Origin of the sequence: Streptomyces sp. NPDC048248, from assembly GCF_043201875.1 — a bacterium.
Taxonomy (GTDB): domain Bacteria; phylum Actinomycetota; class Actinomycetes; order Streptomycetales; family Streptomycetaceae; genus Streptomyces.
On record NZ_JBICZL010000015.1, the window covers coordinates 146,701 to 158,854 of the forward strand.

A 12,154-nucleotide genomic window follows, 5' to 3' on the forward strand; every position below is an offset into this window, starting at 1 on the left:
CGGGCCGGCGGCCCATCAGGACATCCCCAGGGACCTCTTGAGGAAGTCGACCTGCAGCAGGAGCAGGTTTTCGGCCACCTGCTCCTGCGGCGTCATATGCGTCACCCCGGACAGCGGCAGCACCTCGTGCGGGCGGCCCGCCGCCAGCAGCGCCGAGGACAACCGCAGCGAATGCGCCACGACCACGTTGTCGTCGGCCAGACCGTGCACGATCAGCATCGGACGGTGCGGCTCCCGGGCCCCCGAAAGACCCTTGTCGGTGAGCAGGGAGTTGGCCGCGTAGACCTCCGGCTCCTCATCCGGGTGGCCGAGATACCGCTCCTGGTAATGGGTGTCGTAGAGCCGCAGATCGGTGACCGGGGCGCCCACCACTGCCGCGTGGAAGACGTCGGGCCGACGCAGCGCGGCGAGCCCGGCGAGGTAGCCGCCGAAGGACCAGCCCCGGATGGCGACCCGCTCCAGATCGAGCGGAAGCGACCCGGCCAGTGCCTGGAGGGCGTCGACCTGATCCTCCAGAGTGACGTCCGCGAGGTTCCGCGACACCGCCTTCTCCCAGGCGGGGGAGCGGCCCGGCGTACCCCGGCCGTCCGCGACGATCACCGCGAAGCCCTGATCGGCGAACCACTGGGAGGTCAGATACGCGTTGTGCGCGGCGACCACCCGCTGGCCGTGCGGACCGCCGTACGGGTCCAGCAGCACCGGCAGCGGACCGTCCTCCTCGCGATGGCCGTCCGGCAGCAGCACCGCGCAGGGGATCTGCCGCTCACCGGCGAGGACGAGGCGGGGGCGGGCGGTGAGCGCCGGCTCCTCGGCGTACGAGCCGATCACGGCGAGGGTCTTCTCGCCGCCGTCCGCGTCCAGCCGCACCACCTCCACCTGGGCGCCCGGCCGTTCCAGCGACGCCTGCGACAGCACCACCAGCGACCCGCTGCGCACCGCGGAGGAGACGGTGGGATACGGGCGGGCGCCGACGCGCTCCCAGCCGCCCTGGTCGCCGCTGCCGCGGAACCAGGCGCGGTAGACCCCGATGTCGTGCATCTCGCTGCCGCTCGCGGAGAACAGCACCTCGTCCTCGCCGATGTCCAGGACGGCCCGGACATGCAGCGGCGCACCGGTCAGCGGGCGGTCGCCGACGAACAGCTTGCGTGCGCCGCCCTCGTCGGCGATGCGTACCAGCCGGCCGTCCGGCGTCCAGGCCGGCGCCCCCGGGAACGGCTCGACCCACACCTCGTCCTCGTCCTCGTGCACCGTGCGGGTCGAGCCTGTCGTGGTGTCGACGGTCAGATAGCGCTGGTCGCGCTGGTCGCGGGACTGCACGAGCAGCAGCGGGGGGCCCGCCGCTGACCAGTGCACGCGCGCCAGATAGGGGTAGCGCTCGGTGTCCCAGGTGACGTCCGTGCGGGAGCCGTCCAGGCCGAAAATCGCCAGTGTGACCTTGGCGTTGGCGGTGCCGGCTGCGGGGTAGGGGACCCGGGCGGGTTCGCGGTCGGGATGGGCGGGGTCGGAGATCCACCAGCGCCGCACCGGCGACTCGTCCACCCGGGCGGCCAGCAGCCGGTCGCTCTCCGGTGACCACCAAAAGCCCCGATAGCGGCCCATCTCCTCGGCCGCGATGAACTCCGCCAGGCCCCAGGTGACCTCGGGGCCGTCGGATCCCGCCAGCAGGCGCTCCGCGCCCGTCCGCCCGGCCGTCCCGTCCTCGACGCCGTTCTCGCCGTTCTCGCCCGTCCCGTCGGTGCCGTCCGCCGTGGCGGCGCCGTCGGCCGCGACCACCCGCAGCCCGCCGTCCGCCACGAAGGCGATGTGCCGGCCGTCCGGTGACGGGCGCGGGTCCACCACCGGCCCCTGAACGGGGATTTCGCGCGTGGTGCCGGCCCGCAGCTCGGAGACGAACAGTCGCCCGGAAAGGGGGAAAGCGGCCAACTCGACCGCGGAGTCCACCGCGTAGCCGACGATGCCCGCCGAGCCCTCGCGGGTGCGCTCGCGGCGGGCCCGCTCCTCCGGGGAGAGCTCCTCGTCCGCGCCGGCGAGCAGCGCCCGCGGATCGGCGGCGGTGAACTCGCGTCCCTCGTTCAGGTCGAGGACCCACAGCTGCTGGGTGCGGTCGGTACCCGTGGCGGAGCGGAGGAAGACGACGCGCGCGCCGTCCGGTGAGATGGCGTAGCCGCGCGGAGCGCCCAGCGTGAAGCGCTGTGTACGGGCGTGTTGCCGGGGGAAGGGAAGCTGTCCGGTCATGGGGCGAGCCTAAGGGTGTCGGGGCTCACGTGGTCGCGCTCGCGAAGACCGCGTGCGCCCCTCTTCTGCTCCTGTGCTCCGACATATGCGCGCGGACGGAAAGTTATGATCCCTTGCGCGTCATGGGTACGGGGTAAAGAGCCCATGGCATACCCCGGTGTGAGATCCGTCGAGGCGGTCGCGCACCATCAACTCTGTCCGGTCCATGCGTACTTGGAGGTGAGCCGCCGTGGCACTCTCGATTTCGGCGGTGGTGCTGCTGGCGATCATCGTCTTCTTGCTCGTCAAGAAGTCAGGGTTGAAGGGCGGGCATGCATTCGTCTGCATGCTGCTGGGCTTCTACTTGTCCAGCTCGTCCATCGCTCCGACGATCAAGCAACTGACGACGAACGTCGCCGGAATGCTCGGCAACATCAAGTTCTGAGCCGTTCGTCGGCCGGCGCCCGTACATCGTTCGGGCGTACGGCCGCCGACCGGGATCACGTGCTGAATCCGGACCGGGCGGCTCGTAGGCTGTCCCCATGACCGACCTTCCCGCCCGTCGTCTGCTGCTGGTGCACGCGCACCCGGACGACGAGTCGATCAACAACGGCGTCACCATGGCCAAGTACGCGGCCGAGGGTGCGCTGGTCACGCTCGTGACCTGCACGCGCGGCGAGGAGGGCGAGGTCATTCCGCCCGAACTCGCCCATCTCGCCCCCGATCGGGACGACACTCTCGGTCCGCACCGCGTCGGCGAACTCGCCGCGGCGATGACCGCCCTGGGCGTCACCGATCACCGCTTCCTCGGCGGGCCGGGCCGCTACCGCGACTCCGGCATGATGGGCGCGCCCCAGAACGACCGGCCGAACGCCTTCTGGCGGGCCGAACTCGACGAGGCCGCCGCTCATCTGGTGGCCGTCATCCGCGAGGTCAGGCCCCAGGTGCTGGTCGCCTATGACCCGAATGGCGGCTACGGCCACCCCGACCACATCCAGGCGCACCGCGTGGCGATGCGTGGCGCGGAGCTGGCGGCGCAGGGGGACTTCCGCCCCGGCCTGGGCCCGGCGCACGCGATCGGGAAGATCTACTGGAACTGCAATTCCCGTTCGGTGGTCGAGGAGGGTCTGGAGCAGCTGCGCGCCGCAGGCCACGCCTTCCCCGGCGTCGCCTCGGCCGACGACGTACCGGGTGTGGTTCCGGACGACGAGATCACGGCGTCCATCGTCGGGGACGCGGACCACGCGGCGGCGAAGACCGCCGCGATGCGGGCGCATTACACCCAGATCGCCGTGGCCGAACCGTTTTTCGCGCTCTCCAACGACCTGGGCCAGCCGATGTTCCGCACCGAGCACTATCAGCTCGTGCAGGGGGACGCGGGAGCGGCCGAGGGCACCCGCGAGGACGATCTCTTTGCGGGAATCGGCGGAATGGCGGGTATGGCTGGTATTTCGGGTACGGATGGCCGTGCCCGGACCGAGGAGGCGGCGGAATGAGTGCGGCGAAGGGCGGCGGGTCCGCCGGCAGGGGCGGTCAGCGGTCGCGGGCCGGAGCCGGCGGCGCGTCCGGAGCCGGGACCGGCGGTCCGGTCCGCCCGACCGCGAGCGCCGCGCTGTCGGCCCCGCTGACGCCCGGCCGGGTTGCCCTGTACGTCCTGCTGCTCGTCGCGGCAGTGCTCGTCGGGCTGGCCGGGACGCTCCTGCAAGCGGCCTGGCTCCCTGGTGGATTGGTGTTGACGCTGGCCGGAACGGGTGGTCTCTTCTACGGTGGCGCCAGGGCGACCGGCACCACCGCGGGGGTCCTGGTTCCGGGCGCCGCGTGGCTGGTGACGATCTTCCTGCTGCTCGGTGAGAACCGGCCGGAGGGTGACTTCCTCTTCGGCGCGGGAATCGGTTCGTACGTCTTCCTGCTGGGCGGAATCCTGATGGCTGTGATCTGTGCCACCAGTGCCCGGATGAGGGCTACGGGCGTACGCCACGGCGGAGTTGGCGGATGACGTGGCCCATACCGTGACCTGCGGCCCGAGGGTCGCCGCGAACGAATCCGGTGCCGGGGGTTCGCCCGTGCGGTCGGTGTTCGTACGCTCTTCGGGTGTCCGTAGGCGGCGGCCAGTATGGTGGTGCGCGCCGCCGCGCCGCCCTGGGGGCACCTCCCGGCCTGAGGTCGGGGATCATCTCTGACGAGCGGCGGAGCCAACCGGGAGAACCTGCTTTGAGTCGTGAATCTGACAGTTCGTCCTCCGGCCCCCAGGGCCGTGGCGGAGCCGCGTACCCGTCGGGGACGCCGCCTTACGGCTCGCCCAGGAGAGAAGCCGACGAGTCGGCGGCCGGTGCCGCTGCGCAACCGGCGGAGCCCAAGACCGAGACCACGCTGACGACGCGGATCAAGATCAACATTCCGGGGTCGCGCCCCATCCCGCCGGTCGTCGTGCGCAAGCCCGTCGGTGAGGAGTCCGGCATGAACGGATCGGCTGGTTCCGGCGGCGCCGCCGGGTCCCGCGGAACGCCCCGCCCCCCGCGCGGAAGCGAGCGGAACGCGGAACGCACCGCCAGCACCCCGCGGCCCGGCGCTTCGTCGGACGGAGCCCCCGCGGGCGGCCCGTCCGAGAAGACCAGCGACTGGTTCGCGCCGCGCAAGGCCGGGCCCGCCGGCTCGTCGTCGACCACCGGGTCGCACGCGGCGCCGCCGCCCCCCGCTGGCGGTCAGACCCCGCGCCCGCTCGGCGCGTCCGGTACGACGCCGCCGCGCAGGCCGTCCGGATCGAAGCCCCCGCAGCGCCCCGATCTGCCCTACTTCTCGGACAGCCAGGCCCCGCAGAGCGGCGGTTCGCCGTTCGACGGCGGTGCCCCGCAAGGTGGCGGTTCGCCGTTCGACGGTGGCGCATCCCAGGGCGGTTCGCCGTTCGACGGCGCCTCGCCCTTCGACGGCGGTGGCGCGCAGGGCGGCGGTACGCCGTTCGACAGTGGCGCCTCCCGGGGCGGCGGTTCGCCGTTCGACGGGGGCAGCGGTCCCACGCGTGATCACAGCCCGTTCGACGCTCCCGCCCCGAGCGGACCGACGACGGGCCCGGCGCGCGGCGACTCCGCACTCAACCTCCCGCCCGGGTTCAGCGACCCCGCGGCGGGCCCCGGCGGCGCCCCGCGCGTCGACGACACCGCCGAGCTCACCCCGCAGCCTCCCGCCTCCCTGACCGGACCGGGCAGCGGCATCGGTGTCACCGGCGGCATCGCCGGCGGGCGGGCCACCGGTCCGAAGGGCGGCCCCGCGGACGACCGCGACGCCGCGCGCGGCGGCACCGGCTCGCACGGCAGGGTCTCCGGCGACACCCTCGTCAGCGGCATCCCGAAGGTCCCGGGGGCGGACGGTCCGGCGTTCGCCGCCGGTGGCTCCGGTCCGGGAGAGAGCGCCGCTCCGCCGCCGCGTCCCAAGATCCCCGAGCCGATCAACCCGCCCAAGAAGGGCCGCAACAAGATCGTCCTCGTGGGCGTCGGCGTCGTGGTCCTCGCGGGTATCGCCTACGGCGCGGGCCTGCTGCTGGACCACGCCGATGTGCCCAACGGCACCACCGTGCTCGGTGTGGACATCGGCGGCACCACCAAGGAAGAGGCGGTCAAGCGGCTGGAGGCGGCGCTCAAGGACCGCCGTGACGAGCCGCTGAAGCTCACCGTCGACGGCAGGTCCCAGACGCTCCAGCCGGCCCGCGCGGGCCTGGACGTCGACACCCAGACGACGGTCCGCAACGCCGCCGGCCGGGACTACAACCCGGTCTCCGTCATCGGCTCGCTCTTCGGCGGTACCCGCACGGCCAAGCCCGCCATGATCGTCGACGACGAGAAGCTGGAGATCGCGCTGCAGAACGCCGCGGGCTCCGCGAGCGCCGCCAAGGACGGCGGGATCGTCTTCCGCAACGGCAAGGCGGTGCCGCACTACGGCTCGCCGTACAAGTCGATCGACGTCGATTCGTCCAAGGCCAAGGTCGCCGAGGCCTACCGCCAACGCGCCGAGACCGGCACAGACGCCCCGGTGGTGCTGGCCGCCGGCATGCAGCAGCCCAAGGTCGGCAAGGCTGCGGTGGACCGGGCGATGAAGCAGTTCGCCGAGCCGGCGATGTCCGGGCTCGTGACGGTCCGCACGGATGCGACCCACACGGTCTCCTTCAGCCCGCAGAAGTCGATCCCGAAGTTCCTGTCCTTCAAGATCGTGGACGGCGCTCTGGTGCCCTACTACGACCGGCCCGCGCTCAAGCAGCTCTACGGCGACACCTTCAACGGCATCACGGTCACCAAGGGCGACGGCTCCCGGCACCCGGTCAGCGTCGAAGAGGTGGCGAGCGCGGTGGGCAAGGCGCTGCTCGGGCGGACCCCCGCCGAGCGGATCCAGACCATCGAGACGAACGGCAGCTGAGCGCGCCACCAGGCGGTCATCGCAGGCAGCGGGCCCTCGGGTTCCTCGGCACACGCCGGCGGAACCGGGGGCCCGCTGCCGTGCCCCCGTTCCGCCCGGGGCTGACGCGCGGAGGGCGGGGACAGGCGCGGACCGCCCCGCTCACCCCGCCGGGATCCTCGCCCCTGTGCGGTGTCGGGCGACGTCCCGCAGGCTGGAAGTGTTATGCCTGCCACCCGCCCCCCGGACAGTGGCCGCTACCCGGCCCTGCTGCTGATCCTCGCCGTCCTCATCGTGACGGTTCTGGACGCGACGACCGGTCCTGAGCTGCACATCTCGGCGTTCCTCGGCGTCGCCCCGCTGGTCGCCGCACTGCGCTGCTCCTTCCGCTGGACGCTCGTCGTCGGAGCGGTCTACGCGGTGTGCCTGACGTATGTGGACATCCTGACGGTGCCCGACTGGGCCCCGGCCAGCAGGGTCGTGGGGATATTCGGGGCGTTCCTGGTGGCCCTCTTCTCCGTGGTGCTGTGCCGCACCCGGCTGCAGCGCGAGGCGCTGCACGCCCGTACCCGCCTCGTCGCCGACACGGTGCAGCGCGCCATGCTCCGGGAGCTGCCCCTGCGCGCCGGACCGTTCGAGGCGTTCGGCTTCTACGTCTCGGCGCAGGAGGGCGCCCGCGTCGGCGGTGACATCTACGAGGCCGTCGAGACGCCCCACGGGCTGCGCCTGATGATCGGCGACGTTCAGGGCAAGGGCATGCCCGCCATCGGCGCGGGCCTGGAGGTCCTGGCCTCCTTCCGGGAGGCCGCGCACTACCAGGAGTCCCTGGAGTCGGTCGCCGAACGCATGGAGCGCGCCCTGACCCGCTACAACACCCGATCGGCCGAGCAGGGCACCGACGAACGCTTCGTCACCGCGCTGCTGATGGAGGTGCGCGGCCAGGAGGACGGCCGGGTGCTGTCCTGCGGGCACATCCCCTACTACCTGGTGCGCGACGCCGAAGTCCACGAACGCACGGACGGCGAGGGCTGGCTGCCGCTGGGCCTCGGAACCCTGAGCGGCGAACCGCGGCGGAGCGTACGGGTGCACCCCCGGCCCGACGACTGGGTGGTGCTCTGCACGGACGGGGTCACCGAGGCACGCGGCCGGGACGGGGAGTTCTACCCGCTGGGCGACCGGCTGGCCGCCTGGACGGAGCTGGAGCCGGCCGAACTGGCCCGCACCCTCCGGGCCGACCTTGAGGAGTTCACCGACGGTGACCTCAAGGACGATGCGACCGCACTGATCATCCGCCGTACGCCGGTCGCCGGGACGACAGGTAAGAGCCTGCGGACGGACGGTGCCGCGGACGCTGCGGCCCCCCGCCGCCAGGCGCCCCCGCCCTCCGCCCCGCGGATCAATTGAGCATGGCGCGGGCGGTGGCGGCCTGCCGGCGGAGCGCGAGGGCGGTGGCCGGCTCGACCGCCTCCACCACCAGCGCGTACTCCTCCAGTTCCGCCGCCCCCGCGAGGAACTCACCGCGCTGCACCAGCAACTGGGCACGTTCCAGACGCAGCCGCGCCGGATGGCTCGGCAGCAGCAGCGACAGCTCCAGCGCCCAGAGCTGCACCGCGCTGTGCTCCGGCCTGGCCTGCGCCCAGGCCCGGATGTTGTTGAGGATGCGCAGCACGATGTCCAGCGGCGTGGCAGGGGCCGGCATCGGCCCGGTCAGCGCCTCTCCGGTCGCGCCCGCGACCAGCACCGATGCGTCCTCCTCGGTGAGGGGGTGCCCGCCGTCGAACGGATCGGCCAGCACGTGGACGCCGTACGGATCGCCGAAGCCGACGACGAAGTGGCCGGGCAGGCCCATGCCGTAGACCGGTGCCCCGGCCCGTCGCGCCACCTCCATCCACACCACCGAGAGCAGGATCGGCAGGCCGCGCCGGCGCCGCAGCACCTCGTGCAGCAGCGACGACTCCAGCCGCCGATAGTCGCCGGCGGCGCCGCGGAATCCGCAGCGCTCGCCGAGCAGCTCGGCGAGATTGCGGGCCCAGGCCCCGGCGCCACCGGTGGGCGCGTACGGCAGCTCGCCGGCCAGCCGGTCCAGCTCGATCTGTGCGGCGGCCATGGCCGCCTCGTCCAGCGCGGGATCGGCCTCGGCGGCGATCAGCAGGCACAGCACGGCGAGGTCGGGCCGTTCCTCGCGGGCGGCCTCGGCGAACTGCCGCCGCCGCTCCTCACGGGCGCCGTCCGGCTTCGGACGGGGTTCGTCGGACATGGCAGAGAAATCCCGGTCAGCGGGCGTCGCCGGGAAGGGCGCGCCGGTAGTGGTAGCCGTGGTGGTCGGTGAAGCCGAGCCGGTCGTACAGCGCACGCGCCCCGGCGTTGTCGGCCTCGACCTGGAGGTACGCCGCCGAGGCGCCCTCCTGCAGGGCCCGCTCGGCGAGCGCGGCCATCACGAGGGTCGCGAACCCGCTGCGCCGCTGCGCCGGGGCCACCTCGACGGCGGCGAAGCCCGCCCAGCGGCCGTCGACCACCAGACGGCCGATCGCCGCCGTCCGGCCGTCCGCGCCGGGGACCTTCGCGAACCACACCGAGGGCCCTCCGGTCAGCACCTTCCACACCTCCGCGGTGGCCTCGTCGGTGCGGTTGTACATGGCCAGCCAGTCCGCGTCCGGCTCCCGGGCGAGGGAGACGCGGCCGATGTCCGCGGCGGCGTCGGCGAGCGGGGCGAGGGCGGCGACACGAAACGTGGTGTGCCGCTCATCGGTCCAGCCGCGCCCCGCCAGCTCCGCCGCCAGCGTCTCGTCCGCGTCCGTCCGTCCGGTGGGGACGACGATGACCGCGGGCAGCCCGCGCTCGCCGTACCACTGCTTGACGTGTTCCAGCGCGGCATCGAGCGGCAGCCCGGGGTCGCCGAGGGGAAGAACCGAATTGGCACGCCGCGTGAAGCCCCCGGCGGCCCGCAGCGTCCATTCTCCGAGACGTTCCGTCTCAATGGCCGGCCATCCGCGGGCTGCGACCTCCTGCAGCTCACGAACCCCGGCCGCCGGGCCGCGTCTGCGCGCCGGCTCGGCGGGTACGACCTTGGCGGCGACCAGCGAAGATTCGTCGATCCTGACCGTCTCACCAGAGCGACGTGTGATGCTCAGCACACCCTCGTCCCACGATGTGAGAACCCCGACCGCATCCGTGAACGCCGGCTCTCCCGCTCCACCGCCGGTCAGGCGGCGAACCGATACCCTTTTTCCCACGTCAGCAAGGGTGATGCGGACTTCCGCACGACCACCGGTCATGAATTCCATCGCTCTACCCGCCCCTCTTGTTCGTCCCACGCCCGGGAACGGAGATACTAGGTGGCGGGCATCGACGACGCCGCGCTCCCGCGCGCCCTGCGGCGGTACTGCCAATCGGTCCGCCGGCCCTACCGAGGAGGAACGACAGCGTGACCTACGTCATCGCGCAGCCTTGTGTCGACGTCAAGGACAAGGCATGCATCGAGGAGTGCCCCGTCGACTGCATCTACGAGGGCTCCCGGTCCTTGTACATCCACCCGGACGAATGCGTCGACTGTGGGGCCTGTGAGCCGGTGTGCCCGGTTGAGGCGATCTTCTACGAGGACGACACCCCGGAGGAGTGGAAGGACTACTACAAGGCGAACGTGGAGTTCTTCGACGAGCTCGGCTCGCCCGGGGGCGCCAGCAAGCTCGGCCTGATCGAGCGCGACCACGCCTTCATCGCAGCGCTGCCGCCGCAGAACCAGTAACGATCAGAGGATCGAGAGGGAGCCGCCCGCTCCCTCTCGCCTCCGAGGTCGTTGGGGATACCCCGGCCTTCGCCGGGGCAGGTCGCACGGCGCCGCCCGGTCCCGTACGGCTCCCCGTACGGGACCGAGGCGTTTCCCGCCGTCGTCCCGCGTCAGCCCCGTCCGAGAAAGAGAGCATCGTGGGCGCAGTCTCATCCCGCCTCCCCGTCTTCCCGTGGGACCGGCTGGAGCCGTACAAGACCACGGCCGCCGCACACGCCGACGGCATCGTCGACCTGTCCGTCGGCACCCCGGTCGACCCCGTGCCCGCGGTGATCCGGCAGGCCCTGACCGACGCGGCGGACAGCCCCGGCTATCCGACCGTGTGGGGGACGCCCGCCCTGCGTGACGCGCTCACCGCCTGGGTCACCGACCGCCTGGGCGCCCGCGGCGTCGAGCACACCAACGTGCTGCCGATCGTCGGCTCCAAGGAGCTGGTGGCCTGGCTGCCGACCCAGCTCGGCCTGGGCCCCGGCGACAAGGTCGGCTACCCGCGCCTGGCCTACCCGACGTACGAGGTGGGGGCCCGGCTCGCCGGAGCCGAGCCGGTCGTCTACGACGACCCCACCGACCTCGACCCGGCGGGTCTGAAGCTGCTCTGGCTGAACTCCCCGTCCAACCCCACCGGCCGGGTGCTGAGCGCGGACGAGCTGCGCCGCACCGTCGCCTGGGCCCGCGAGCACGGCGTGCTGCTCTTCAGCGACGAGTGCTACCTCGAACTGGGCTGGGAGGCCGACCCGGTCTCGGTGCTGCACCCGGACGTCTGCGGCGGCTCCCTGGAGGGCATCGTCGCCGTCCACTCGCTCTCCAAGCGCTCCAACCTCGCCGGCTACCGCGCCGCCTTCCTCGCGGGTGACGCCGCCGTCCTCGGCGAGCTGCTGCAGATCCGCAAGCACGGCGGAATGATGGTCGCGGCGCCCGTCCAGTCCGCCACGGTCGCGGCGCTGGGCGATGTCGAGCACGTCGCGGAGCAGCGCGAGCGCTACGCCCGCCGCCGCGCCGCCCTGCGCACCGCCCTGGAGGCCGCCGGCTTCCGCATCGAGCACAGCGAAGGCTCGCTCTACCTCTGGGCGACCCGCGACGAGCCCTGTTGGGACACCGTCGGCGATCTCGCCAAGCGCGGCATCCTGGTCGCTCCGGGCGAGTTCTACGGAAGCGCGGGGGAGCGGTTCGTACGGGTCGCCTTCACCGCCACCGACGAGCGGGTGGACGCCGCGGTGCGCCGCCTCGCGGAATGACGCGCTGACCGCCGACGGGCGGACCGCACGCGCAGGGGCCCGGGGAGTGTGAACTCCCCGGGCCCCTGCGCGTCGCGTGCGCGACCGGTGACTCAGCCGCCGATCGGGATACCGCCGAGCAGCCCCTGGACCGGGACGGAGACCAGGCCCTGGGGGGCGTTGGTGGGCATCGCGTCGGTCGCCGAACCGTCCTTGGCGTGCTTGGCGACCTCGGCCTGCGCGAACGTGGCGGCCTTGTGCGCGGCGGGAGCCGCGTCCCCGATCAGGGGGCCGGTGGCCTTGACGGCCGCGGGGGCGAGCTCTCCGGCGGCCGTCTCGCCGACCGAGTTCAGCAGGCCGCCGCCGTCCTTGACGGCGCCGTTGAGGGTCTCACTCGCGGAGTCCAGCTGGGTCAGTCCGCCCAGGTCGGCTGCCTTGGTCTGGTCCGCGGCGTTCGCGGTACCGGCCACTGCGACCACGGGAGCGGCGCCTGCGGCGACGAGCAGGGCGGCTCGGGCGATCCGACGCGTAACGGGGAGGGACATGGTGCTCCTTT

11 protein-coding genes are annotated in these 12,154 nt (G+C 72.8%); 7 read left to right on the forward strand and 4 right to left on the reverse strand.

From position 1 onward, the window contains the following. Positions 1-15 precede the first annotated feature (15 nt). A complete protein-coding gene (locus tag ACGFZW_RS29845) occupies positions 16-2,235 on the reverse strand; it encodes a prolyl oligopeptidase family serine peptidase (protein ID WP_393896358.1) in 2,220 nt (739 codons plus the stop codon). Between the two features lie 229 nt (positions 2,236-2,464). Here ACGFZW_RS29845 and ACGFZW_RS29850 point away from each other — a divergent pair, with 229 nt between their 5' ends. The 5 genes from ACGFZW_RS29850 (at position 2,465) to ACGFZW_RS29870 (ending at position 8,001) form a co-directional block, all read left to right on the forward strand. Further along, complete coding sequence (locus ACGFZW_RS29850; RefSeq protein ID WP_393896359.1) at positions 2,465-2,659, forward strand: hypothetical protein; 195 nt, start codon at positions 2,465-2,467, stop codon at positions 2,657-2,659. A 97-nt stretch (positions 2,660-2,756) separates the two neighbouring features. Further along, positions 2,757-3,710 carry an N-acetyl-1-D-myo-inositol-2-amino-2-deoxy-alpha-D-glucopyranoside deacetylase gene (gene mshB, locus ACGFZW_RS29855; protein ID WP_393896360.1) on the forward strand — a complete coding sequence of 318 codons (954 nt, stop codon included), beginning with the start codon at positions 2,757-2,759 and terminating at the stop codon, positions 3,708-3,710. Continuing rightward, the gene (locus ACGFZW_RS29860; protein WP_393896361.1) at positions 3,707-4,210 is read left to right on the forward strand and encodes a DUF6113 family protein; all 504 of its coding nucleotides are present in this window, start codon (positions 3,707-3,709) and stop codon (positions 4,208-4,210) included. Before mshB ends, ACGFZW_RS29860 begins: the two co-directional genes overlap by 4 nt. Before the next feature lie 215 nt (positions 4,211-4,425). Next, positions 4,426-6,618 (forward strand): hypothetical protein, encoded by a 2,193-nt coding sequence (locus ACGFZW_RS29865; RefSeq protein ID WP_393896362.1) that lies wholly within the window; start codon positions 4,426-4,428, stop codon positions 6,616-6,618. A gap of 204 nt (positions 6,619-6,822) precedes the next feature. Then, a complete protein-coding gene (locus tag ACGFZW_RS29870; RefSeq protein WP_393896363.1) occupies positions 6,823-8,001 on the forward strand; it encodes a PP2C family protein-serine/threonine phosphatase in 1,179 nt (392 codons plus the stop codon). Here the strand turns inward: ACGFZW_RS29870 and ACGFZW_RS29875 are convergent. Together ACGFZW_RS29875 and ACGFZW_RS29880 are read right to left on the reverse strand one after the other, a co-directional pair. Further along, a complete protein-coding gene (locus ACGFZW_RS29875; protein WP_393896364.1) occupies positions 7,994-8,854 on the reverse strand; it encodes a tetratricopeptide repeat protein in 861 nt (286 codons plus the stop codon). The genes ACGFZW_RS29870 and ACGFZW_RS29875 overlap by 8 nt on opposite strands. 16 nt (positions 8,855-8,870) lie before the next feature. After that, complete coding sequence (locus tag ACGFZW_RS29880; RefSeq protein WP_393896365.1) at positions 8,871-9,881, reverse strand: GNAT family N-acetyltransferase; 1,011 nt, start codon at positions 9,879-9,881, stop codon at positions 8,871-8,873. 140 nt (positions 9,882-10,021) lie between these two features. On the opposite strand from ACGFZW_RS29880, the gene fdxA reads away from it, so the two are divergent. Both fdxA and dapC read left to right on the forward strand, forming a co-directional pair. Then, positions 10,022-10,342: a ferredoxin gene (gene fdxA / locus ACGFZW_RS29885; RefSeq protein ID WP_030573070.1), complete on the forward strand. Its 321-nt coding sequence runs from the start codon at positions 10,022-10,024 to the stop codon at positions 10,340-10,342. Between the two features lie 179 nt (positions 10,343-10,521). Then, positions 10,522-11,619, forward strand: coding sequence for a succinyldiaminopimelate transaminase (gene dapC, locus ACGFZW_RS29890; protein ID WP_393896366.1), 1,098 nt, complete (start codon positions 10,522-10,524; stop codon positions 11,617-11,619). A gap of 92 nt (positions 11,620-11,711) precedes the next feature. On the opposite strand, the gene ACGFZW_RS29895 is transcribed toward dapC, so the two are convergent. Next, the gene (locus ACGFZW_RS29895; RefSeq protein WP_393896367.1) at positions 11,712-12,143 is read right to left on the reverse strand and encodes an ATP-binding protein; all 432 of its coding nucleotides are present in this window, start codon (positions 12,141-12,143) and stop codon (positions 11,712-11,714) included. Positions 12,144-12,154 lie beyond the last annotated feature (11 nt).